23 protein-coding genes are annotated in these 24,873 nt (G+C 40.2%); 14 read left to right on the forward strand and 9 right to left on the reverse strand.

Annotated features, from left to right (window positions below):
* Positions 1 to 9: 9 nt before the first annotated feature.
* The 3 genes from H5088_RS18430 to H5088_RS18440 form a co-directional block, all read right to left on the reverse strand.
* Positions 10 to 2,193: a YHYH protein gene (locus H5088_RS18430; protein WP_182754090.1), complete on the reverse strand. Its 2,184-nt coding sequence runs from the start codon at positions 2,191 to 2,193 to the stop codon at positions 10 to 12.
* 198 nt (positions 2,194 to 2,391) lie between these two features.
* On the reverse strand, positions 2,392 to 2,892 hold the full coding sequence (locus tag H5088_RS18435; protein ID WP_007586965.1) for a M48 family metallopeptidase: 501 nt from the start codon (positions 2,890 to 2,892) through the stop codon (positions 2,392 to 2,394).
* A 24-nt stretch (positions 2,893 to 2,916) separates the two neighbouring features.
* On the reverse strand, positions 2,917 to 3,765 hold the full coding sequence (locus tag H5088_RS18440) for a DUF72 domain-containing protein (protein WP_182754092.1): 849 nt from the start codon (positions 3,763 to 3,765) through the stop codon (positions 2,917 to 2,919).
* 247 nt (positions 3,766 to 4,012) lie between these two features.
* On the opposite strand from H5088_RS18440, the gene aspS reads away from it, so the two are divergent.
* The 3 genes from aspS (at position 4,013) to H5088_RS18455 (ending at position 6,752) form a co-directional block, all read left to right on the forward strand.
* Positions 4,013 to 5,791, forward strand: a complete 1,779-nt coding sequence (aspS, locus tag H5088_RS18445; RefSeq protein ID WP_182675658.1) for an aspartate--tRNA ligase — start codon at positions 4,013 to 4,015, stop codon at positions 5,789 to 5,791.
* Positions 5,792 to 5,910: 119 nt separating this feature from the next.
* Complete coding sequence (locus H5088_RS18450) at positions 5,911 to 6,141, forward strand: hypothetical protein (RefSeq protein WP_182716719.1); 231 nt, start codon at positions 5,911 to 5,913, stop codon at positions 6,139 to 6,141.
* A 14-nt stretch (positions 6,142 to 6,155) separates the two neighbouring features.
* Positions 6,156 to 6,752, forward strand: a complete 597-nt coding sequence (locus H5088_RS18455; protein WP_182754094.1) for a pentapeptide repeat-containing protein — start codon at positions 6,156 to 6,158, stop codon at positions 6,750 to 6,752.
* 71 nt (positions 6,753 to 6,823) lie between these two features.
* On the opposite strand, the gene H5088_RS18460 is transcribed toward H5088_RS18455, so the two are convergent.
* Positions 6,824 to 7,147, reverse strand: coding sequence for a hypothetical protein (locus tag H5088_RS18460; RefSeq protein ID WP_002959968.1), 324 nt, complete (start codon positions 7,145 to 7,147; stop codon positions 6,824 to 6,826).
* A gap of 129 nt (positions 7,148 to 7,276) precedes the next feature.
* Here H5088_RS18460 and H5088_RS18465 point away from each other — a divergent pair, with 129 nt between their 5' ends.
* The gene (locus H5088_RS18465) at positions 7,277 to 8,044 is read left to right on the forward strand and encodes an alpha/beta hydrolase (protein WP_182754096.1); all 768 of its coding nucleotides are present in this window, start codon (positions 7,277 to 7,279) and stop codon (positions 8,042 to 8,044) included.
* A gap of 58 nt (positions 8,045 to 8,102) precedes the next feature.
* Here H5088_RS18465 and H5088_RS18470 read toward each other — a convergent pair whose 3' ends face one another.
* Positions 8,103 to 9,305, reverse strand: a complete 1,203-nt coding sequence (locus H5088_RS18470; RefSeq protein WP_182754098.1) for a bifunctional alpha/beta hydrolase/OsmC family protein — start codon at positions 9,303 to 9,305, stop codon at positions 8,103 to 8,105.
* 267 nt (positions 9,306 to 9,572) lie between these two features.
* Here H5088_RS18470 and H5088_RS18475 point away from each other — a divergent pair, with 267 nt between their 5' ends.
* Both H5088_RS18475 and H5088_RS18480 read left to right on the forward strand, forming a co-directional pair.
* Complete coding sequence (locus tag H5088_RS18475) at positions 9,573 to 10,412, forward strand: isopenicillin N synthase family oxygenase (protein ID WP_008172584.1); 840 nt, start codon at positions 9,573 to 9,575, stop codon at positions 10,410 to 10,412.
* 200 nt (positions 10,413 to 10,612) lie between these two features.
* The gene (locus H5088_RS18480) at positions 10,613 to 12,007 is read left to right on the forward strand and encodes a DEAD/DEAH box helicase (protein WP_182754100.1); all 1,395 of its coding nucleotides are present in this window, start codon (positions 10,613 to 10,615) and stop codon (positions 12,005 to 12,007) included.
* A 124-nt stretch (positions 12,008 to 12,131) separates the two neighbouring features.
* Here the strand turns inward: H5088_RS18480 and H5088_RS18485 are convergent, their stop codons facing one another.
* Both H5088_RS18485 and H5088_RS18490 read right to left on the reverse strand, forming a co-directional pair.
* Positions 12,132 to 12,887 carry a DUF3307 domain-containing protein gene (locus tag H5088_RS18485; protein WP_182754102.1) on the reverse strand — a complete coding sequence of 252 codons (756 nt, stop codon included), beginning with the start codon at positions 12,885 to 12,887 and terminating at the stop codon, positions 12,132 to 12,134.
* Complete coding sequence (locus H5088_RS18490; protein ID WP_007586990.1) at positions 12,887 to 13,510, reverse strand: hypothetical protein; 624 nt, start codon at positions 13,508 to 13,510, stop codon at positions 12,887 to 12,889. The genes H5088_RS18485 and H5088_RS18490 overlap by 1 nt, the downstream gene beginning before the upstream one ends.
* Before the next feature lie 150 nt (positions 13,511 to 13,660).
* Between H5088_RS18490 and H5088_RS18495 the strand changes: the two genes are divergently transcribed.
* From H5088_RS18495 to H5088_RS18525, 7 genes are all read left to right on the forward strand, one after another.
* Positions 13,661 to 14,164 carry an NYN domain-containing protein gene (locus H5088_RS18495; protein WP_182696255.1) on the forward strand — a complete coding sequence of 168 codons (504 nt, stop codon included), beginning with the start codon at positions 13,661 to 13,663 and terminating at the stop codon, positions 14,162 to 14,164.
* 174 nt (positions 14,165 to 14,338) lie between these two features.
* Positions 14,339 to 15,259: an NAD(+) diphosphatase gene (gene nudC, locus H5088_RS18500; protein WP_138490003.1), complete on the forward strand. Its 921-nt coding sequence runs from the start codon at positions 14,339 to 14,341 to the stop codon at positions 15,257 to 15,259.
* Between the two features lie 9 nt (positions 15,260 to 15,268).
* The gene (locus tag H5088_RS18505; protein WP_182754104.1) at positions 15,269 to 16,450 is read left to right on the forward strand and encodes a cystathionine beta-lyase; all 1,182 of its coding nucleotides are present in this window, start codon (positions 15,269 to 15,271) and stop codon (positions 16,448 to 16,450) included.
* 142 nt (positions 16,451 to 16,592) lie between these two features.
* Positions 16,593 to 17,420, forward strand: a complete 828-nt coding sequence (locus H5088_RS18510; RefSeq protein WP_182754106.1) for an ABC transporter permease — start codon at positions 16,593 to 16,595, stop codon at positions 17,418 to 17,420.
* Entirely contained in the window at positions 17,417 to 18,325 is a 909-nt protein-coding gene (locus H5088_RS18515; protein ID WP_182754108.1) for an ABC transporter ATP-binding protein, read from the forward strand. Before H5088_RS18510 ends, H5088_RS18515 begins: the two co-directional genes overlap by 4 nt.
* On the forward strand, positions 18,325 to 18,699 hold the full coding sequence (locus H5088_RS18520) for a PH domain-containing protein (protein ID WP_007377979.1): 375 nt from the start codon (positions 18,325 to 18,327) through the stop codon (positions 18,697 to 18,699). Before H5088_RS18515 ends, H5088_RS18520 begins: the two co-directional genes overlap by 1 nt.
* 199 nt (positions 18,700 to 18,898) lie before the next feature.
* Entirely contained in the window at positions 18,899 to 19,693 is a 795-nt protein-coding gene (locus H5088_RS18525; protein WP_002962833.1) for a putative porin, read from the forward strand.
* A gap of 77 nt (positions 19,694 to 19,770) precedes the next feature.
* Here the strand turns inward: H5088_RS18525 and H5088_RS18530 are convergent, their stop codons facing one another.
* Positions 19,771 to 21,618, reverse strand: coding sequence for a M2 family metallopeptidase (locus H5088_RS18530; protein ID WP_182754110.1), 1,848 nt, complete (start codon positions 21,616 to 21,618; stop codon positions 19,771 to 19,773).
* Positions 21,619 to 21,785: 167 nt separating this feature from the next.
* Here H5088_RS18530 and H5088_RS18535 point away from each other — a divergent pair, with 167 nt between their 5' ends.
* Complete coding sequence (locus H5088_RS18535) at positions 21,786 to 24,062, forward strand: acyl-CoA dehydrogenase (RefSeq protein WP_182754113.1); 2,277 nt, start codon at positions 21,786 to 21,788, stop codon at positions 24,060 to 24,062.
* A 342-nt stretch (positions 24,063 to 24,404) separates the two neighbouring features.
* Here H5088_RS18535 and H5088_RS18540 read toward each other — a convergent pair whose 3' ends face one another.
* Entirely contained in the window at positions 24,405 to 24,839 is a 435-nt protein-coding gene (locus H5088_RS18540; RefSeq protein WP_002963139.1) for a hypothetical protein, read from the reverse strand.
* Between the last annotated feature and the right edge of the window lie 34 nt (positions 24,840 to 24,873).

Below are 24,873 nucleotides of genomic sequence, written 5' to 3' on the forward strand. Positions count from 1 at the left end.
TACTACCTTTTATTGAGGTTGCTCAATAATTGCTTTACAAATAAGGGTGTTGTCGGTTTCTAAGTCTTCGCCCCATATGAATTTTGCATTTTCATCCCAGTTAATATCGTCGTAACCGTCTTTTGGTCCTACATCGGCAAAGTTGTGCTCTACTGCATTAGCCCAGTTTGCGTTATTAAAGTTACTTTGCAGCCAGTTAGTTGGTGCTTCTTTTGACATAAACGTACAAACGCCTTCGCCCGCGACAGGGTTTGATTCGCTTTCGCATAATTTGTTGAGCGGCGCTTTGTGCAGTATTTCGCATTTAAAGCTTTTATCGCTTACGGCAACTACTTTATTTGTATCGGTGTCGGTAAGTTGCATAATAAAACCGCCATCACCCATTTGCTGATTTTTAGCGCCGATGTATTCAAGCCCAGTGTCGTTTTGCTTAAAGTCTTTAATTATTAAATTAAGCTCAATAGGGTAGTTTGCAGAAAACGTAATACTTTCGGCATTAAATGAACGCTCTGTAGTTATAGGCACAGAATCTTCAACAAGTAACTGCTCGCCTATGTAGGCTGTAAACCAGTTATCAGCCCATGCTTCTAGCTTTAAGTTATGCTTGCCTGTAATGGCAGGATTTGTATTTTGCTTAGTGACTGTTGGAGTAAGGTGATTTGGTTGCGGACCTCTACAAAATGTACCTGTTTGAACTTTGCCACCATTACTGATGGTTTTTTGTTTAAAGCTATAGCAGTCTTTTCCCTGTGATGCAGGGCTGTAGGTAGTAAAGTAGTTCTCGCCTTTGTATGAGTAGCTCATTGTACGGCTGCCGTTTTCAGAGATTGTGTGCGTTAGGTTTTCAACGCCTCCTTGTGGCGGGCGCAAGTCGGCTCTTATACCTTGAGTATCGCCACTAAGTGGTGACACTCTTGGTAATTTTGCGGTATCTACTTCACCAACTAAGCACTGAATAATATACGGCGGCGTAGCTGATGTTTGGTAGCGATAGCCAAATGTGTCGTCGGTTTGTCCGTTACATACATCAAGGTCACCTCTGGCAATTGCACTGCCGTCTGGGTTTTTACTGCCATACAGCGGGTAACCATCGTAAGCCCAACCAATAATGGCATCGCTTGTTTGGTTTTTCATTGTGTCAATCATACACGTTGGCGATACATGATAATGGTAGTCATCACCTCGCCCTGCGTGTCCGCCACATATATCTAACTGTCCGAGTGCTAACGTGTCGTGTTTTTCATCGTAGCTATTTACGTCCAGTTCACCTTGCGAAGAATAGTCGTATATTGGTACGCCGTTAACGGCAACACCTACGGCTGCATCAATTGTTGTTATTGTTTTTGCTTTTTTAGGATTTAGCTTTATAGGTGCTACGTAGTCTTTTGCTGGAACGGGTATTTGCTCGTTAGTACCTGTAATACCAGTCATTACTTCATGATCAGGATAAGTAGATGAGACAATATAAGCATATTGTTCATCGCACGTAACAGATACGCTTTTATCAAACCCTGCATTACTCACTGATTGTTTAATAGCATCGCAACGAGGTGATTTTACGTTAGCGGTTAAATATGATTTATCAGGCTTTGGTTGCTCATTTGGTTTTGGTCTTGTATTAGGTTTGTGCTCGGCGCTACTGGCGCTTCGCGAGTATTTAACCGTCATACTTGCAGTATCGAGCGTAATATCTTTTACAGCAGCGAGTAATGCTGAGCGATCTACTTTTGTATCGCTATTAAAGGTAACCGGTGCAGATAACGCGTATACAGTATAAGTATAGCTTTTTTCACCCGGACCTTTAGAGCAAGGCGGCGCGTATTGGTTTAAATCGTTTACGCTATTAGAGCCTACTTCACCGAGGGTTTCGCCCGCTTTAATTTGTGTTTTATCGGCGGCAATATTGTACATGGTCCAATACCAATGCATTCCCTCTGACGCTTTATGATCCATAATTAATGCATAATATTTGGTTGCCTTAGGTGCACCACTCCAGTTAAGTGGGGGGCTAATGCTTTGCCCATCGCACGTATAAGTAATAGGCAAATTACCGCCATCACTTACTTTTGAGCTGGTTAGAGTAAAATCATTGAGGTTTGATTGTTCAAGTGATTGGCTGTTTTGCTCGTTGCAGGCACTTAAGGTTAAGCAGCACAGTGCACTGAGTAAAATGGCATGGGTATTTTTCATCATTTAAAAACTCCAAAGATTAAATTAACTTTTAAGAGTGTAGTTCTCAAATGTAGGGCAATTATGTAGTTTTAAACTTTTTTTTATTAAGGGCTGGCGTTAAGTTGTGAGCTGCTTACGGAGATAAAAGACTGAGTATGGAAGGAAACATAAACTTAAGCATGAGCTTTATTTTCACTCAGTTAAATAACGCTAAAATCCTTATTTTAAATAAGGATTTTCTCCCATTGCGACTACCACACAAAAAATTCTTAAATCTAACTCTAGCTGGTGGTAACTCGGCTCCATATGGCAGCAAAGTTGATAAAAACCTTTGTTGTGGTCTTTTTCTTTAAAGTGGGCGAGCTCATGTACCACTAACGCTTTTAATAACGGCTCGGGAGCGCGGAGCAAGTCGCTGTTTATCGCTAAATCGTGTTTACGGGTTTTACCTTGCATTCGATACGTATGTGTACCGAGTGCATTGGTCACCATGTCGCCTTGTTTTTTAAACGCCGCACGACCAAATGGTGGCGCATTTTTTAAATATTGTTTTTTAAGCTCGGTTGCATAGCTATAAAGTAGTTTATCGCTGGTAATAGTGTGTGCTTGCGGATACTTTTTAAGTAAGTAGTCACATACCTTTTTGTTATTTATAAGGCTTAATACTTGCTCAACGATGTTAGCTGGGTAGCCGGTAAAGTAACGTGCGTATTCACTCATTATTGTTTCTCTGTCGTTTTACTTTTAAAAAAGTGCTTGCTGGTGGGCTTCTTTTTCGCCAGTAAATGGGTTTAATGCTTTGTGATCATAACCAAGGTCTTTGCAAAACTGCCTTGCTAATAATGGCGCTTCTCGGTTATCTGCCGTATGAAAAAACACATAAGGGATTTTTCCTTCATCAAGCCATTGTTTTACTTTACTTAGCCACGGTTTATAAAAGGGTTTATAGTCGTTTTGTAAATCGGCTATTACAAAGCGCGCCATGGGTTGCGTGCTTGTAGCTATTGCATGTACCGGTAAGTGGGGCTTTTTTTGCTGTGCATCTATTAGCGCTTCGGTTGTTGGTTTTACCGCAAATAGGGCGCGAGTATCCATCGATATACGATTTATGTTATTTGCCATTAATAATTGGTTAAGCGCAATTTCGGCTTCACCCTTTTGAAAAAACGCAGTATGACGTACCTCTACACCGTAATTAACCTCTTTTGGTAACAGGCTAATAAATTGGGCTAGCTTGGGTAAGTCACCAGGGCCAAATGCTTTAGGTAATTGCAGCATGATTTGCCCGGTTTTTTCTAAAATAGGGGAGAACAAGTTAAGCCAATCAGTGAGCTCGGTTTGAACATTAGTTAGGTGCAGCTCGTGGCTAAAGCGACGATTAAACTTAAACGTAAATTTAAAATCATCGGGTACGCTGTTTGCCCAGCGCAATACGGTACTTGGCGATGGGTCAGCGTAAAAGCTGGTATTACCTTCAACAGAGTTAAAGTGTTGGGCGTATTGGCTAAGCATATCGGCGTTTTTACATTGGCTTGAAAATAAATTGCCTTTCCATGCATTACTCGACCACTGCGGGCATCCAATATATAACATACAAACTAGCGCCTTATTATAAAGTGGCGATAGTGTAGCAAATAACAAAACGAGCTGCTGTAAATTCAGGGGCAAAAGCGGCACACGCCCTAGCATCTTAATGTTAGTTGAGTATAATGCAGGGCTTAATTTGATTATTTTTAGATTGCTAGCGGCTTTATTTGTATTGTGGTGACCTGTTTTTTAAATCACACGCCTTAAAACAAATAACTTTAACCGTTTAAGCCTTTTATCTGACAGGAAAACTATGCGCTCTATATATTGCGGACAGCTAAATAAAACTCACGTAGATCAAGAAGTAGAACTATGTGGCTGGATCAACAAACGACGTGACCTTGGTGGACTTATCTTTGTCGATTTACGCGATAGAGAAGGTTTAGTACAAGTTGTATTCGACTCTGACATTGAAGAGTTAATGAGTTCGGCTAACACACTTCGCCAAGAATTTTGTGTTCAGTTAAAAGGTACTGTACGTGCACGCCCTGATAGCCAAGTAAATAAAGATATGGCAACAGGTGAAATTGAAGTTTTAGGTACTGAGCTTACAATTATTAACCGCTCTGAACCGCTTCCACTTGATTTTAACCAAGTAAACTCAGAAGAGCGTCGTTTAAAATACCGTTACTTAGACCTACGTCGTCTAGAAATGAGTGACCGTATTAAATTACGTGCTAAAGCAAGCAGCTTTGTTCGTCGCTTTTTAGATGAAAACGGCTTTTTAGATATCGAAACACCTGTACTTACTAAAGCAACGCCAGAAGGCGCACGCGATTACTTAGTGCCAAGCCGCGTTCATAAAGGTAGTTTTTACGCTTTACCACAGTCTCCACAGTTATTTAAGCAATTGTTGATGATGTCGGGTTTTGACCGTTACTACCAAATTGTTAAATGTTTCCGTGATGAAGATTTACGTGCCGATCGTCAACCAGAATTTACCCAAATAGATATAGAAACCTCGTTCATGAGTTCTGATCAAGTACGTGGTATGACTGAAAAAATGATCCGCGAGATGTGGCAAACATTGTTAAACGTTGATTTAGGCGATTTTCCAATCATGCCTTACAGCGAGGCAATGAGCCTTTACGGTTCTGATAAGCCTGATTTACGTAACCCAATGAAGTTAGTTGATGTTGCAGATTTAGTTAAAGATGTAGAGTTTAATGTTTTCTCAGGTCCAGCTAACGACGAAAAAGGTCGTGTTGCTGTATTAACTGTACCGGGTGGCGCTAAGCTTTCTCGTAAACAGCTTGACGATTACACTAAGTTTATTGGTATTTACGGCGCTAAAGGCATGGCGTGGATGAAAGTAAATGACCACACTGCAGGCGCTGAGGGTGTTCAATCACCAGTGGCTAAGTTTTTAAGCGAAGACGTAATCACAAAATTACTTGAGCGTACTAATGCACAGTCTGGCGATATTATTTTATTCGGTGCCGATAAGCGCAATACAGTAAATGAAGCAATGGGCGCACTGCGCGTTAAGATTGGTGTTGACTTAGAAATCACTAACCTTAATAGTTGGGCACCACTTTGGGTTGTAGACTTCCCAATGTTTGAAGAAGATGACGAAGGCACATTACATGCTGTGCATCATCCATTCACTGCACCAAAAGATATTACTGCAAGTGAGCTTGAAGCAAATCCAGCTGCGGCTATTTCAGATGCCTACGACATGGTATTAAACGGCTACGAAGTGGGTGGCGGTTCGGTACGTATTCATAATGCAGATATGCAAGAAACTGCATTTAGAATTTTAGGTATTAACGAGCAAGAGCAACAAGACAAGTTTGGCTTTTTACTTGATGCACTTAAATACGGCACACCACCACATGCTGGTTTAGCATTTGGTCTTGACCGTTTAGCAATGCTTTTATGTGGTACCGATAACATTCGTGACGTTATTGCTTTCCCTAAAACAACACAAGCGTCGTGTTTATTAACTAACGCGCCTAGTAAGCCTAATATGGATTCGTTAGCTGAGCTTGCAATCAGTGTTGTTGAAAAAGCGATACCTAGCGAAGAGTAATTTTTGTTTAGCTTATTGAGCTAAATTTAAAAACCCTTAAGTTATATGCTTAAGGGTTTTTTTGTGGTTAAATTTACAGCAACATGTATTTTAATCGAATAGACGAAAAAGGAATTATTATGTCGATCAATGCCACCTTATTTGGTGAATTTTTAGTTTTTTTTATTGTGCTGAGTATTCCTATTTTTGCTGTAATTAGCTACAAAATAGGTAAGCGTAAAAGTACTATGCCTGGAGTTTTAGCTTTTGTGGGTGGTTGTTTAGCGCTATTTCCACTATTTGCTTTGATTTTTATTGCAGTGCTTGCGCTTAAAAAAGATTTACCTAAAAATAACGTCTACGCCCAATAAAAACTAGGTTAATAGTGTCAATTTCAAATAATAATCACTACTTCGACGAGCAATTTAATGCTTTGCAGCGCGAAGAGCAACTAACTGAAAATTCTGAGTTTGAAGAGTGCACATTTACCGATTGCGACTTTTCAGGCGGGCAGTTTAAAAATTGCCGATTTATACAGTGCAACTTTAAAAACTGTAATTTATCGTCACTAAAATGGAACTACAGCTCGCTTGAAGATGTAAGTTTTAGCCACTGTAAATTAAATAGTCTGCAATGGACTGACGTGGATTGGCCAGCGCTTAGTATTAACGCACCGGTGAGCTTTAATTATTGCGAGCTCAGTAATAGTTCTTTTTTTGAATTAACCCTCAAAGCCCTCAAACTAACACACTGCTTTGCCAAAAATGTTGATTTTAGACATGCTGATTTAAGCGGTAGTGAATTTACAGGAACAGATTTTCGCGATAGTGAGTTTTTTCAAACTAACCTAACAAAATGTGATTTTGTAGGTGCGACAGCATTTAATATAGATTTGAATAATAATATGTTAGCGAATGCTAAGTTTGATCGCTTCGAAGCACTTAATTTGCTTACCAGCCTTAATATAGAGCTTTGTGATTAATTTAGTTTAATATGATTACTAACTAGAAGCGACAGCTTAGCTGGGCTTCTAGATACTGCGTAACTGCGTAATTAACGGCTAGGGCCATTTTTATTACGTGCACTGGCAAGCTGTCTTGCGATTTCTAATAACGCTGGTGAAATATCTTCAGCGCCATCTTTAATTAGTTTTGTAACGTCTCCTGATGAAAACAAACCGTCACGTGGTGATTTAATACCTAACTCACGAACAAAATCCTTCGTTTTACCTGTGCTGCCTGTTTCAATAAACTTAAAAATAATACGTTCATTGTTGTTTTTAGCAGGGGTTTTTAGTGTTTCGATTTCGTCATGTATTGCCGTTAGTTTGTCTTCTAAAATTTCTATACGTTCTTGAATGCTATTGTATGATTTCATTTATTGGATCTTTTACTAAATATATTTAAACAATGGCGGCTATTATCGCATAGTTTGTCAATAGAGAATGCAAACCTATAAAGTAAAAGTTATTTTTAATTAAAAACAATAATTTATATAAGTTTAAATATGCAAAAAACACTTAAAAAGCTTTTTATGTTAAGCGCACTAGCTCTAAGTGCATCAGATATAAGCACATCAGCAATAAGCGCGACAAGCTATGCAAACGATGGCGTTATGACTGATGAAAGCCGCAATCGCACTATTCCTATCAATATTACATTGCCAAGTAACAATGCTAAGTGTACAGCGCAAGTAAAATGCCCTGTAGCGTTTATTAACGCAGGTTACGGGATTAGCCATAACGGGTATACGTTTGCCAGTAATGCGTTTAATCAGCGTGGATATTTAACAATAGCCGTTGCACATGAGCTAAAAAGTGACCCTTACTTAAACCGTGAGCAGCCTTACTTAACAACTCGCATGGAAAACTGGCATCGTGGCGTAGTAACGCTTAAGTTTTTAGTTAATGAGCTATCGAGTAAATACCCAGCGTACGACTTTACAAAACTCACCTTATTTGGGCACTCAAACGGCGGGGATATTTCCGCATTATATGGCTCTATTTATCCAAACGAAGTTAGCACTATTATTACGCTCGATCATCGCCGCATGTTGATCCCGCGCAATAAAAACATTCACGTACTTACTCTACGCGGTAGTGATTACCCAGCTGATGCGAATGTGCTGTTAAACGATTCAGAGCTGAATAAGTTTCCTGTTACGCAAATAATGATAGAAAAATCGCGTCATAACGATATGTACGATGGCGGGCCAAAATGGCTGGTGGATAGAATGAGTAAAGAAGTAGAGGGATTTTTAGATAGTAAAAATTAGGTTTATAAAAGTTAAATCACAGCGCAGTGTTACCTGCGCTATATTAATTTCACGGCAGTTATTCTACCAGTTCACTTACAATAACTGGGTTATTGTGTAGTGTTTTATGCACTGGGCATTTGTCGGCTATTTCGAGTAAACGCTGACGCTCAGGCTCTGTTAAGTCGCCACGTAAGGTGATTTTACGGGTAATGGCTTCAAGGTTACCGGTTTGCTCACAATCGTCGCAATCTTTGTTGTAATCGCGAGTGTGATCAAGTTCTACTTTAACATGCTCTAGCGCTAAGTTTTTACGTGTAGCGTACATGCGCAGTGTCATTGTCGTACAGGCACCAAGCCCCGCTAATAAGTGATGATACGGATCGGGGCCTAAGTTTTTACCGCCTACCTTTATTGGCTCATCGGCAAGCCAAGTATGATCTTTGGTGCTTACGTGCTGAGTAAATACATGATCTTTTTCTTCAACAAGTACATTGCCACCCGTTAGGCTTGCGGCGTATTTTGTTTTGTCATATTTAACGTAGCGATTAGCCCACGTTGCAATAATTTCTGCAGCGTAGTCGGCATCGTTTTTATTAGTAAGTAAGTGATCGGCGTTATCTAGGCTAATAAAACTTTTAGGATGCTTAGCTGATGCGTAAATTTTTTCGGCTTCGCTAATATTTACAGTTGCATCAATAGGGGAGTGCATTACTAATAATGCGCGCTTAAGCTTACTAATGTGGCTTTTATCGTACTTGGCTATATCGTCAATAAATTGCTTTTTAATGGTAAATTCACGACCAGCTAAGTTTACTTTAGCTTCACCTGCTGCGTTAATTTCATCAAGATGTGCTTCAAAGTTATGCGCTACGTGCTGCGCATCTGACGGTGCACCAATAGTTGTAATGGCCGATACTTCAGGAATGTGCTCAGCAGCAGCCAGTACCGCAGCGCCGCCTAAACTGTGGCCAATTAGTAATTGCGGCGCTGCAAAGTGCTCACGCAGATGATCAGCCGCTGAAACTAAATCTTGAATGTTCGATGAAAAGTTACTGTTAGCAAAGTCGCCATCGCTATTGCCTAAACCGGTAAAGTCAAAACGCAGTACAGCTATGCCTTGTTGCGTAAGTGCACGGCTTATACGTGTAGCTGCTGCTATGTCTTTTCCGCATGTGAAGCAGTGTGCAAATAGCGCGTAAAACTTAACGTCACCAGAGGGAAGTTCAAGTTGGCCGGCAAGTTCTAAATCGCCGCTTTTAAAAGATACTTTTTGTCGCATGGGGAGCCTTATTTACACAAATAAAATATATTCTAATAATAAACCAGAGATAGTTACTAAACCTTGCAAATTCAACGTTTTTTTATTAGTTGATCTTGATCAAACAAAGTGACAGTGACTATGCCTTGCGGACATATGTCCTTATGTTTTTGAGGTCATTTGTCTATCCTCGCATAGCGCTATAATGAAGGCTTTGCTACTTTATATAAGTAATTTAGCACTATTAAAAGCAACTCACTTCACACAACCTATTCACTGGAACGTACAATGCAATTACCTACTGTTGATTATAAAGCTCCCGATGCGGCTGCACAATTTGTTGAATCGTTAAGAAATACTGGATTTGGCGTTTTAAAAAACCACCCAATCCCACAGTCTTTAGTTGAGTCTATTTACAAAAATTGGCAAGACTTTTTTAACTCAGAGCAAAAGCACGACTTTTTATTCTCTAAAGAAACTCAAGACGGTTACTTTCCGCCTTCAGTATCAGAAGTAGCGAAAGGCTTTACAATAAAAGACATTAAAGAGTACTTTCATGTGTACCCTAAAGGTCGCGTTCCTGCCCAGCTTGAAGCTGATGTACGTGAATACTACCGTTTAGCAAGTGAATTTGCTGGCACATTATTAAGCTGGGTTCAGGCTGAAGCACCAGCTGATGTGCGTGCTAAGTTTTCAATTGATTTAAAAGACATGATTGCCGATTCTGAGCAAACATTGTTACGTATCCTACATTATCCACCAATGACGGGTGATGAAGAGCCTGGTGCTATTCGCGCAGCAGCCCATGGCGATATTAATTTATTGACTGTATTACCAGCTTCTAATGAGCCAGGTTTACAAGTTCAAAAAACAGATGGCGGTTGGTTAGACGTGCCATGTGATTTTGGCAGCTTAATTATTAATATCGGCGACATGCTACAAGAAGCGTCGGGCGGGTATTTCCCATCGACAATTCACCGTGTAATTAACCCAACGGGTAAAGCATCTACTAAATCGCGTATTTCATTACCGTTATTTTTACACCCGCATCCAGATGTTGTGCTTTCAGAGCGCTACACGGCAGATAGCTACTTGCAAGAACGTTTGCGTGAGTTAGGTGTTAAGTAACTCTAATACTTAGGGTAATTAAGTATAAACAAAAAACGGCTTATGGCCGTTTTTTGCATTTTTGAGCAACTTAATCACAGGTTTAACTTTAATAAACTATGCTCAATTGCCTGCAACGTAAATAATGGCATGCATTCTTAGCTACTACAGGTATAATGCGCGCAACTGGCTAATGTAGCCTTATTTAAAAGAGAGTTTATATGAGTTTTGAAGGTTTAGGTTTATCACAGTCTTTGGTTAATGCGGTTTTAGAAAAGGGCTATGAAACGCCAACGCCGATTCAGGCTCAAGCAATTCCTGCAATTATTGAACGCCGTGATGTTATGGCAGCAGCGCAAACAGGTACAGGTAAAACAGCAGGTTTTACATTACCACTTATTGAGCGCTTGTCGTCGGGCCCTAAAGCTAAAAGTAACCACGTACGTGCGCTTATTTTAACGCCTACACGTGAACTTGCTTTGCAAGTAAGTGAAAACGTTGAAGAGTACGCTAAGCATTCTGATGTGAGCTCATTCGTAGTTTACGGTGGCGTTAAAATTAACCCACAAATGCAGCGTCTTCGTAAAGGTGTTGATATTTTAGTAGCAACGCCGGGTCGTTTAATCGACTTACATAATCAAAATGCAGTTAAATTTGATAGCGTTGAAGTGCTTGTACTCGATGAAGCTGACCGCATGTTAGACATGGGCTTTATTCACGACATTAAACGCTTAATTGCTAAAATGCCTGCTAAACGTCAAAACTTGATGTTTTCGGCTACATTTTCAGATGAAATTCGAGCATTAGCTAAAGGGTTAATTAATGACCCAGTTGAAATTTCAGTTGCAGCAAAAAATACCACTGCAAAAAGTGTTACTCAGTGCGTTTACGCGGTAGATAAAACACGTAAAACAGCATTGCTAAGCCACTTAATTCGCACTAACGATTGGCAACAAGTATTAGTGTTTAGCCGTACAAAGCACGGTGCTAACCGCTTAGTTAAACAACTTGAACGCGATGACATTGTAGCCGCGGCTATCCATGGTAATAAATCACAAGGCGCACGTGTTAAAGCACTTGATGGTTTTAAAAGTGGTGAAGTACGCGTATTAGTAGCAACAGACATTGTTGCACGTGGTTTAGACATTGTTGAATTACCGCATGTTGTTAACTACGACTTACCAAACGTATATGAAGATTATGTTCATCGTATTGGCCGTACAGGCCGTGCTGGTGCGTCGGGTCATGCGATTTCGTTTGTAACGGTTGATGATGCTGTTGATTTATACGGTATTGAACGCTTTATTGGTGAGCTTATTCCACGTGCTGAAGAAGACGGTTTTGAGCCTATTAATCCAGTAGCTGAACGCGCATTAGATGCTCGCCCACTGCCGGCTAAAAAGCCTAAGAAAAAGCAGCCTTTTAATAAGCCTAAATCTGATAGCAGCAAGCCTAACAGCAAAAAGCCGAACAATGGTGGTAATGGTACCGGCCCACGCCGTGGTGGTTCTAAAAAGCCAGCTGCTAAAACAGATGACAGCGCGCAAAACCCATGGGCAAAGCGTGAATCTGTTGGCGGTAATGGCCAACGCCGTCGTCGCACAAATAATGATTAATCATTATTAGTGATTGCACTAGTGTTTAATTAATTTAGAATTTAGTTAAAGGCAGATACAAAAAACGCGCTCCCTTCTTTAATTAAATAGAAGCAGCGCGTTTTTTATTGTCTGTAATTTGTACTTACTGTATTGCCTGCCTGATTAAATAGTTAATACCTAAACCTACAAATACAGTAACACTTACGCTAAGTAATGTGCCGAGCATAACGTACTCGGTAAGTTTTTTATCTTTGCTTGCACTTAAATCGCCAAACCTAAATACCGACTTTGCCGCAAGTAAAAAGCCAAGCCCTGCAAATTGGTCAAGCAATATAAAGCTCAGCATAAGTACGCGCTCAAGCATACCTATGCTTTGCCCTGCAAGCGGTAAGCTACCAGTACTTGAAAAGTTACTTGTTAAACGCTCTAACATCATTCTTATAAATACGGCGCTGGGACTCAAAATAATTAAATAACCGCATACCACCCACAGTATTTTGGGATCAGTGAGCATATTTTTAATTGCAGCCATAAAGCTACTGTTATCTGTTAACCAAATACTGAGCGCAATAATAACGAGTATGTGCGCTATTTGATCTAGTAAAAAAGGCACCACGCCTTTATTAGAATACGATTTAGCTATATCAATAAAGTAATGGCTCAACATAATGCTCGCCGTGGCAATTAAAACACTGCTTAGTTGCTGCCACCCGAATATGTATTCCCACACGGTAATAATGAGTGCACTTGTTACACCATGCACTAGTACATGAAAATAAAGCTTACTGGCTTTATAGTGACGGGTATTTCTGTCGTTTACCCAACTCATAGGTTGCCAGTAAAAATCAGCGAGTAAGTGGCCAATAATAAGCGCGACCAGTAAAAGTGAAAACGCCATTATTCACCTCCTTTAATTATATTTTTTATAACGTGTTGTGTGTGTTTAATAAAGCGTTCTATAAGTTGGTAGTGCGCTAAATTTAGTAGTTTGGTTACGTTTTCGCGACTTGTTTTAAGCTCTTTAGCCAGTGCCGCGTGGCTGTTGTCTGGTGATGTTAAATAGACATACAGGGCATTTGCTTGTTTTTGTGTGATTTTAGTGAGCAATACGTCGGCAAAGGCTAAATTAAGATTTAAGCTTTCATCGAGCTGCTGCTCGTTAATATTAAAAACAAAGCGTTGATTGCCTATTTTATCAAGGCCTTGTCCCGAAAGAGTGAAAGCAGAACCGGTTGCTGTTTTTATATCGCTGCGTGGGTTATCTATTTGCCCAAGCGCCAAGCTTTGTCGTAGTTCATAACCTGACGATTTAAGGTGTAAATATACAAGTATGGCATTTTTAAAAAGGAGCTCAGGATTGTTAACTTGTAACTGAAAGGCATCGCCTCGGTATATATTCCAAAGGGTTTGCTCACCCGAAATATTTCGCAAACTTTGCTCTAGTTGGTAAAGCATGGCATCGTATTGCTGCTTAGGGATTGTTTGCGATTTAATAATATCGCCGCTGATCACACCAATCATAAAAATCTCAAAATGGTTACTTTTTAGCATGTAACCAATATTGGTTACATAAGGGTATGTAACTAATTTAGGTTACTTAAATATAAATTGCAAGGTACACTTATTTTATAACGTTACTTTTATTGCTATTAATCCTCACTAGGACACTAAATGACTTTACAAAACGAGCAGCAAAGCACGAAACCACGGGTCGGTATTTTTGTTGATGTGCAAAATATTTATTACACGTGCCGCGAAAGCTACGGAAAAAATTTTGACTACAATGCGTTTTGGCGAATGATGGAGGCGCAATACAATATTGAGTGTGCTTTTGCGTATGCAATTTATCGAGGAGATGAAAAGCAAAATCAGTTTCAAAATATTTTGCGTGCGATTGGTTTTGAGGTAAAGCTAAAGCCATTTATTCAACGCCGTGATGGCAGTGCAAAAGGTGACTGGGATGTAGGCATAACAATAGACATGTTAGAGCAGGGTAAAAGCCTTGATAAGGTTATTTTGCTCTCTGGCGATGGTGACTTTGCTTTGTTACTTGGGCATTTAAAAAATCAATATAATGTACCGTGCGATGTATACGGTGCTGACAGGTTAACTGCTGAGGTATTAAAACAAAGCGCAGAGCAATTTCATTTAATTGATAATACTTTGCTACTTTAACAGTAAAAAATAGTTAAAAAAGTGCAAGCTAAGTGCCTGCAACATGAGAGATTTTAATACAAAGCCGTAATAGATGAATTAAGCCTTATATAGGCTTTTTTTATTACTGTAATCAATTGGGTTTGCTAAATGATTATGGTAATTTTAAAGCATAACGAGTTACCAAGGACTTACATGCTTCATTACAGCAACATGCCACTAGACAGAGGCTCAAATTTTCGTAAAGACCCATCGTGGCTTAAAGCGCAAATGTCGGCGCAAAGTAAATGGGTTTTAGTTAAAAATAATCAAACCCTATTTATTAAAGATACCCCTAAAGTAAGCTATTTAACGTATCAACAAGTGGCACATTTAGATTTAACGAGTGCTATTTTTGTTGGTTTAAACAATGCTAAACATGGTGTGTTTGCATTGGATGTCTCTGATCTGGATGAAAGCGTACTTTCGCCTTTAATAGAGGGCGCTCAGTTTTTTGATATTCGCCAATATGGGCCTCAAGTAACCATTAAATATGCCTCAATAGCAGCCCTTGCGAGAGGGCTATGTTATTGGCATGCCACGCACCGTTTTTGTGGGCGCTGCGGTAGTAAAAACCGTTCAGTGGAAGCCGGGCATTCTCGTGTATGTGAAAACGAAAACTGTAAGCATCCTACATTCCCGCGCACCGATCCTGCGGTAATTATGGTCGTTACTAAAGTCTTTGCTGACGGAGTAGAACGCTGTTTATTAGGTCGCCAAGCTGCGTGGCCCACAGGTATGTATTCGTCGCTTGCTGGATTTGTAGACCCAGGGGAGACACTGGAACAAGCTGTTGCGCGTGAAGTTAAAGAAGAGGCAGGCATAGAAGTTGATAACGTACGTTATGTTGCATCTCAGCCATGGCCGTTCCCATCGTCAATTATGCTTGGCTTTTTTGCAGAGGCGACATCTGAGCAAATTAACGTAGATAAAGAAGAGCTAGACGATGCAAAATGGTTTAGTCGTGAAGACTTAGAGCAATTTGGTAATTGGCACGAAGAAGGCGAGCATTTAAAGCTGCCTAGAACCGATTCTATCTCTCGTTATTTAATTGAGCATTGGCGCACAAACCCTTAAGGATTAACAATGTCGAGTAAAAGTAATAAAAACACTCAGCTGGTATCATCAGGGCGAAAAAAAGCCTATACACATGGCGTAGTAAACCCTGTTGTACAGCGTGCATCTACCATTGTATTTGATACTGTAGCCGATTTAAAAGAAGCAGCTAAAACCCGTGGCGATAAAACGTTATTTTATGGGCGCCGAGGAACAACAACACACTTTGCGCTGCAAGAAGCGATTACAGAACTTGAAGGCGGCGAAGGGTGTGCATTGTACCCTTGTGGCGCTGCGTCGATCAGCCAAGTATTTTTATCGTTTTTAAAAACCGGTGATCATATTTTAATGGTTGATAACGTGTACGAACCAACTCGCGACTTTTGCGATAAAATTTTAGCGGGACTGGGCATTACAACAACCTATTACCCGCCAACCATTGGCGCAGGTATTAAAGATTACATTCAGCCAAATACTAAAGTGTTGTTTTTAGAATCCCCTGGTTCTATTACGATGGAAGTGCAAGATGTGCCCGCTATGGTAAAAGTAGCCAATGAGCACAACGTAATGACCATGCTTGATAATACCTACGGTAACGGCTTGCATTATCGCCCGTTAGAGCACGGTGTTGATATTAGTATTCAAGCTGCAACAAAGTATATTGTTGGCCATTCAGACGTGATGATGGGGGTGGCTGTTGCTAATAAAAAGTATTGGCCAACCTTGCGAGAAAACTCATACTTACTAGGGCAATGTACCAGTGCCGATGATGCGTATTTAGCGCTTAGAGGCCTGCGTACAATGGGTGTGCGTTTAAATCAACATGAAAAAGCAGCAATAGAAGTAGCTAAATGGCTTGAGCAACATGAGCTTGTTGATCATATTCGACACCCTGCATTTGAAAGCTGCCCAGGGCATGAGTTCTTTAAACGTGACTTTGATGGCAGTAATGGGTTGTTTTCATTTGTGATGAAAACCGGCAATCAAAAAGCGATTGATGCATTTTTAGATAGCCTTGAGCATATCAAAATGGGCTTTTCGTGGGGCGGTTTTGAAAGTTTGGTAACGGCTAATTTAACCATGAAAGGGTTGCGCTCAAATACAGGTTGGGATTTAGGGCCGGTTATTCGTTTGCACATAGGCCTTGAAGATGTTGAAGATTTAATTAGCGATTTAAGCCAAGCACTTGAGGTTTATAAGCAGTATTTATAATTTATATCGCAATTTATACTGTTACATTTAAATGTATTGTTACAAAGCTCACCACAGGTGAGCTTTTTTTGCTGGTAATTCAAGGTGTTTACACTTAGTGTGGATAAATACACAGAAAATAAAAAGTCATTAAGGATAGTCAATGGCAACACCATTACCGATAAACGTAGGGCGATTAACGCAAATAGCGGGATTTGAGCTTGTACGTATGTTTTTAACTAAACGTGGACTTATTGCATTAGCTGTCTTTGCATTGGTGTGGCTAATAATACTGCGCTACCCAATAGGGCAGGCAGTAGGCATTGTAAGTGCCCCCGATTTTGAGCAAATAGCCCGTGATATATCAGGTTCTATTGGTTTAAGTAAATTATTGGATTGGCCTGAGGCCGAATTTGCTATGTACTGGTTAATAGCCCTTTATAGCTTTCCCGTTTTTGGTTTATTTATTTGTAGCGACCAAACGGTAGGCGACAGAGAGCGCGGCACACTAAGGTTTTTATCACTGCGCTCCACTCGCTTTGAAATACTGTTTGGCCGTTTTTTAGGGCAGCTAGGAGTATTAGCCTGCTTAGTGGGTATAACGCTTGTGGCTACACTCGCTGTATTGGGTTTTAGAGAGCCAAGTTTACTGGCTGGTGGTTTTGCCCGTGCGCTTTCTATATTTTTAATATTAGTGATTACTCTGAGCCCATTTGTAGCACTAATGACGTTAATTAATACCTTTGCTCGCTCATCGCGTTTATCTATTGTATTGGCAATTTTATATTTTGCAGCAGGCGGTATTGTAGTTGGTATATTGCAATGGCAAATACCTGCATTAGGCTTGCTTGATTATTTATTTCCGGGTGTGCAAATAGAGCTATTAGCGGGGCAAAATTTACCATTATTGAGCGCTGTGGCTATTCCCCTTGTGCAAACTGCGGTATTACTAAGCGTTGCTCAACGTATTTTTGCAAGGAGCTCACTATGAGACCATTAATTACAGCTAGCGGTTTGAGTAAATCGTATGGAGCAAAACTTGCGCTTAATAATGTGGACTTTGAAATTAACAAAGGCGCGCCAGTGGCACTTGTTGGACCAAATGGTGCGGGTAAAACTACCTTATTTAGTTTGTTGTGCGGCTATATAGCGCCAAGTAAAGGCAGCCTTGAAATATTAGGGCACAAACCTGGTAGTGCTGCTTTATTTAATAAAGTAAGCGCATTACCGCAAGACGCACAACTTGACCCTCGTTTTAATATAGATAAGCAACTCGCCTTTTATGCAAAGCTACAAGGTATGGGTGCTAAGCATAGCCAAACTGAGGCGCTACGTGTACTTGATTTGGTTGGCTTAAAAGAAATTGCAAAGCAGCGTTCAGGGGACTTATCGCACGGTATGCGCAAGCGCGTTACGATAGCGCAAGCACTTATTGGCGCGCCACAAATTGTAATGCTTGATGAAGCAACCGCAGGCCTTGATCCGATTCATGCCAGAGAAGTACGTGAGCTGGTATCAGAATTAAGTGAACAGGCTACATTTATTTTAAGCTCTCACGATTTAACTGAGCTTGAGCGACTATGCTCACAGGTACTTCATTTAGATAAAGGCGTACTAAGCGAGCATCAAACAAAAACTAATAATACCGATAAACACTTTTATACATTAATGCTAAGCGAGGCTTATCAAAATGTTGAGCAACAGCTTCAAGCAATTGCAGGTGTGAGTCGTGTGTATATGAGCCAACATAAAGAATATGTAGTTGAGTATCAGCCAACGAGCGATCCACTTGATATTGCACTACTGAATTTTTGTCATCAACAACACTGGCAGTACCGGCAGTTAGTTAATGGTCATACATTAGAGAATCAAATATTTAAACAGGAGAAAGTATAATGGGTTTACTTAGCGGACTTATGGGTAATGCAAGCGAAGTTGACGATTCTGATTTAGAAAAAATCCTCGCCAATACATTAATTGACGGCGAGCAAGTAGAAAAAGCATATAAAGTAGTACGTGATATGTTTATTTTTACTAATAAGCGCTTAATCTTAATTGATAAGCAAGGTATGACCGGTTCTAAAATGGAAATGGTGAGTATTGCTTACTCTAAAATTACCAAGTTTAGTAAAGAAAGTGCAGGCCATTTTGACTTAGATGCCGAGCTAAAAATATGGGTTGGCTCAGATCCAACACCAATTAGTAAAGAGTTTAAGTCTGGCGATAATATTAACGATGTTTACCGAATTATTAGCCAACACGCGCTTTAATACAGTACATGTTTTAAGTAGTTGTTGACTAGATGTTGCAACTACTTTAATTTTACAGTTTACAACACTTCCTTACAATTAACTTAATAAATACAACTGGTTAGTTAAGTTTTCATTCAGTTTCCTAACGTTAGCATGTGCCTCGACTTTAGCAATACAGCTAGAGCATAAAAAGCAATGTACATAGGGAAGTCTTACAATGAAAAAATTAGCAGTTATTATTTCGAGCATTTTATTATCTAGCACTGCGGCTGCTGCAGACAGCTATAATTCAATTAGTAACCTAAGCTACAAAAATAGCGATAACAACGACACCGTTGCTGTAGATTCTATTTACTACTTATCTCCTAAAAAAACTTTAGGTCCGTACGATCAGTTTGAATACATCAATAAACAAACTAACGTATATGGTGGCTATGCTGATGACGACTTTGGCGATTTAACATCAGTTGGTGGTGAATACTTCATTAATGAATTTGTTGTTGGCGCATCTTACGAAAACCTAGACCCAGATTCAGGTTCTAACAGTGAGCTTTATAAACTGACGGGTGGTTACTTTTTCAACCCTGATTTACTTGCAAAAGTAACACTAGTTGAAAACAAAGACGGCGACGATTACGCATTATTTGATTTAGCTTACAACTACATGCTAAACAGCACAGATTACGTAGGTGTTACACTTACATCAGACGACGATTTTGATTACCGTGCAGTTGCTGCTAAATACTTTATTGATTTACAGCAAGGTAACTACCTAACTTTTGAAGGTAAATACGAAAGCATTGATGACGCAGAAAACCAATGGGTAGCAGAAACTAACTACTACTTTTCAAAAGCAACATCTGTATTTGCTAACTACAACAAGCAAGACACTTACAGCTTTGGTGCTCAGCACTTCATCAATAAAAATATTGGTGTAAAGGTGGGTTACGAAAACAACGCTGATGATTCTGACAACGATGCGTACTTTGCTAACATGCGTTTTCAGTTTTAATTAAGTCCCGTACTTAGTTAATACAAAAGTAATATCAAAAGCCCGCTAAATTTAGCGGGCTTTTTGTTCAGCGCTATTTACCAGCCGCAGTTGCGGCCTTCGTTTTGTTTATCTAAATATGTTTGTAATGGTGCAAAGTAATCGAGCATTGCTGTTGCATCCATTTGCGGCTTACCTGTTACAGTTTCAAGCGCTTCTTGCCAAGGGCGAGATGAACCCATTTCAAGCATAGCGTTTAGCCTATCCCCTGCTTCTTTTGAATTATAAATAGAGCAGCGATGAATGGCTTTATCGTTACCGGCAATTTCACATAAGCTGCGATGAAACTCAAATTGTAAAATATGCGCTAAAAAGTAACGTGTATAAGGCGTGTTACCCGGAACGTGGTACTTAGCACCCGGATCAAAGTCGTTTTCGCTACGTGCGATAGGCGCTTGCACTCCTTGGTATTTTTCACGTAATTCCCACCAAGCTTTATTGTAGTTCTCTGGGGTTACTTCACCTGAAAATACCTGCCAACGCCACTGATCAACCATTAAGCTAAACGGTACAAAGGCTACTTTATCAAGTGCCATTTTCATCAACAAACCGATATCTTTAGATTCGTCAGGTACTTGTTCAAGTAAGCCGATTTCTTTTAAGTAACCCGGTGTAACCGATAAGGCAATGGTGTCTCCAATGGCTTCATGAAAACCATCGTTTGCACTTTCTTGATAAAATAAAGGCTGTTTATTATAAGCGCGTTGATAAAAGTTATGACCTAATTCATGATGAATAACTGAAAACTCTTCGCCTGTGCGCTGAATACACATTTTAATGCGTAAATCGTCTTTGCTATCGATATTCCATGCTGATGCATGACACTGCACATCTCTGTCTTTTGGTTTTACAAACAGTGAACGCTCGTAAAATGTCTCTGGTAGTGCATCAAAACCCATTGAGGTAAAAAAGTTTTCAGCCCCTTTGACCATTTTAAGTTCGTCGTAATTATTTTGAGCTAATAACTCGGTTACGTCGTAACCCGGATCGGCGTTTTCTGGTGCAACTACATCGTAAATATTACCCCATGCTTGCGCCCACATATTACCAAGTAAGTGCGCTGGTATTGGCTGATCTTGAGGTACTTTGTCGGTGCCGTACTTTTCACCTAACTTTGCGCGAACATGGCAATGTAGCGAGTTATAAAGTGGTTTAACTTGGCCCCAAATACGGTCAAGCTCAGTGGTAAAGTCATCAGCAGGCATATCGTATTTACTGCGCCACATAGCGCCCGTATCGGCATAACCAAGCTCCTTTGCACCTTCGTTGGTAAGTGCCACTTGTTGCTCGTAAAGTGGGCGCATGGGTTTTGATATTTCACGCCAGCCTTGCCATAAATCAAGTAGTTCGTTGTAATCTCGGCTGGTGGCCATTTTTGAAGTCATGTCGCCAAGGCTTAAACAGGTGCCGCCTTCTTTACAGTATTTACCTTTACCATATAGCCCGCCAAGCTCTGCGACAATTTGTGAAAGCTTCGCTGTTTTATCAGCGTCTTGTGGGGCTGGAAGTGTAAGTGCTAGTTTTAGTTTATCAAGCTTACGGCGAGCATCGTAATCAAGCTCTAGTTCGTCGTATTTTGCAGCTTCATTTGCTAAACGCACGACTGTTTCGGTCATTTTACGGTTAACTTCAGCCGATAGAGCAGATGTATCGTGAGTAATAAAGTTTGCGTAAATCCACTCTGCACGGCTCGATTCTAAATAAAGTGCACTCAGTTCTTTTTCTGTGTTTGTTATAAATGTATTTGCATCTTTAGCTGTTACAGCTTTTTTAGTGTGTGGTGAATCGGTAGTGTCGATAGATACTTGCGCATCGCAGGCCGTTAAAGCAAGAGTACTTGCTACCATTAAGGCGCTCATACTTAGTTTAAATCTAAAAGGGGTCATGCTATTCCTTTAATTTATTGTTATTAAAACGTTGATAATAGCAGTGATGTTTAAAACAATAAAATGAATGCGTTAAGGCTCACGACTCGTCGTGCAATGATTGTATTTAAATTAAGATGGGTCATAATTAAGTTACTATTTTCATTCGATGTGTAAGGAATGTGCGCATGTTAATATTTATAATATTGCTGGTCGTGGTGGTGGTTATTTTTGCGGTTAAAGATATTCGCCTAAACTTGATTAGTCGTCCTACGTTTAAAATGTTCAAAAAGGTGCTTCCGCCATTATCGCAAACAGAGCGAGAGGCAATGGAGGCAGGTGATGTTTGGTGGGATGGTGAGTTATTTAGTGGTAACCCAGACTGGCAAAAACTGCACCACTTTCCAAAACCAGAGCTTAGCGATAAAGAAAACGCATTTATGGCTAACCAAGTAGAAACCTTATTGGCGATGCTTGATGATTATCAAATTGTACAAAAAGACAAAGACTTACCAAAAGAAGTGTGGGATTACCTAAAAACAGAAGGTTTTTTTGCGCTGATCATTCCTGAAAAATTTGGCGGTCGTGAGTTCTCGGCAATTGCTAATTCGACGATAGTGTCAAAAATTTCGACTAAAAGCTTAACAGCCGCAGTCACTGTTATGGTGCCTAATAGCTTAGGTCCGGGCGAGTTACTTCTTCACTATGGCACTAAAGAGCAGCAAGATCGTTGGCTGCCAAGTTTAGCTAATGGTACAGATGTTCCTTGTTTTGCATTAACGGGGCCAGAGGCGGGCTCTGATGCTGGCAGCATTCCTGATTCAGGCGTTGTGTGTATGGGTGAGCACAATGGCGAGCAAGTAATGGGCCTGCGTTTAAATTGGTCAAAACGTTACATTACGCTTGCACCAGTGGCTACTGTACTCGGCTTAGCATTTAAAATGTATGATCCAGACGCTTTATTAGGTGATAAAAAAGAGCTAGGTATAACGTGTGCGCTTATACCAACCGATCATCCGGGTGTTGAAACGGGTGAGCGTCATTATCCCCTTAATATGGCCTTTATGAATGGTACCACTTACGGTAAAGATGTATTTATACCACTGGACTGGATCATTGGTGGTCAAGAGTGTGCAGGGCGTGGCTGGAGAATGCTTGTTGAGTGTTTAAGTGCAGGGCGTGGAATATCACTACCAGCATTAAGTGCAGCAACTGGGCATTTAGCTTCAAAAATGACATCGGCATATGCCATGGTACGCCAGCAGTTTGGTGTATCTATAGGGCAATTTGAAGGCGTGCAAGAGGCACTTGCGCGTATTGGTGGTTTAACTTACACACTTGAGTCGTGCAGATTAATGACCGCAGGTGCGATTGATTTAAAATTAAGCCCATCGGTTGTAACAGCGATTGCTAAATACCATATGACTGAAATGGGTCGTACGGTAATGAATGATGCAATGGATATTCATTCAGGTAAAGGAATTCAAGTAGGGCCTAATAACTATTTGGCGCATGGCTATATGGGGATTCCAGTATCAATTACAGTAGAAGGCGCGAATATTCTAACGCGTAATTTAATGATATTTGGTCAAGGTGCAACGCGCTGCCACCCATTTGTTTTAAAAGAAATGGAAGCCGCTGCAATGGAAGATGACGACGCAGCACTTGAACAATTTGATGGTTTATTAATGAACCATATATTATTTGCAGCAAGTAATGCAGGCATGGCATTTGTGCATGGCTTAACACGTAGCTACTTTGCTAAAGCGCCTGTAGGTGGTGAAACGGCTATTTATTATAAACAACTGAGTAGAATGAGCCGAGGCTTAGCTATTTGTACAGACGTTGCAATGTTAATGCTTGGCGGTGAGCTCAAACGTAAAGAAATGATATCAGCGCGTTTGGGTGATGTATTAAGTCATTTGTACTTAGCATCAACTGTTTTAAAACGTTATGAAGATGAAGGGCGCCAACAAGCTGATTTACCATTTGTAAAATATGCAATTGAGAACTCATTATTTGAAATTGGCCAAGCGTTTAATGGCTTCTTTAAAAACTTTTCAAATCCGGTTGTGAATTTTATCCTTAAACGTATCGTGTTCCCGCTTGGAAACCATTACCACAGACCAAGTGATGAAATAGCACAAAGTATTTGCGAGCGTATGACTCAACCTGGTGTATTTAGAAACCGCTTAACGCATTTATGTTATGTAGATGAAAATGCAGGTACAGGGGTCATGGAAAGCGCATTTTTAGCTATGCATGATATGCAAGCGCAGTTTAAAGACTTAAAACAATGGCAGCGCAAGGGCAGTGTGCCAACAACGCTTGATATTGAAGGCGCTATTAACTATGCACTTGAAAATAAGTTGTTAGAGCAAACGGATGCTGATGCAATGCATCACGCTAATAAGTTACGAAAGAAAGCCATTGCAGTTGATAATTTTCAACCAGGTGAGCTGTAGCGCACTACTTTAAATACTAGGGCGTGTTGACCTTTCGTGGTTGAATTTGCAGCAGGCTGTTTGGTTTTTAGGCAAGGCAGAGCCTATGTAGTGTGGTTATTCCCCATAAATAGGCGATAACGCAGCATAAATGCCAAACATGCGCTGCCCTTTGGGTTCTTTCTAGGGACGATTAACTCTTTGTTGCTCGGTTTTTACTTAGCCCACTAGGTTACAAACCTCGCGCCGCGATTAAATCGCCCCTAGATTGAACAAATTCCAATCCACAAAGATCAACACGCCCTGCTAAAGCGAAAAAGGCCTTACGAATGTAAGGCCTTTTTATGTTTAATTCATTTATTTTTAACGAGCGTAAGGGTCGGCAACAATTTTATCTATGTACCATTTTCCCTTTTTACGAAGCATTTTTACACTGCGCATTTCGTCAATTTTATCACCATTTAAATAGCCGGTAAAAATAAGGTTTATTTTAGCGTTATCGCCGTATTGTTCACGGACGCTCATATTGGTCATATCAACTTCAATGGTGACTTCATCGTATTGCATATTTACTAAGTTACGGGAAAACTGTTTAGCGGTGCCGTAGGATTTCATTATACGTGTAAGGTTGGGGGTTGCCATGGTGCTGGCTTTTTGAAGGTCTTGCTGGTTATAAAGCGCATCAAAATAAGCGGTTGCTGTATCGCCAGGAGTGTCGCCAAGTGTTTTGGTATCGTCACCACAGGCTGATAAAAATAAACAGATGACCAAACTTAATAAACTCGTGATTTTTTTCATATTAATTATTATTAATTAGTTTTTTTAAAGTGTG

It is taken from the genome of Pseudoalteromonas sp. SR43-3 (assembly GCF_014163875.1).
Classification (GTDB): domain Bacteria; phylum Pseudomonadota; class Gammaproteobacteria; order Enterobacterales; family Alteromonadaceae; genus Pseudoalteromonas; species Pseudoalteromonas distincta.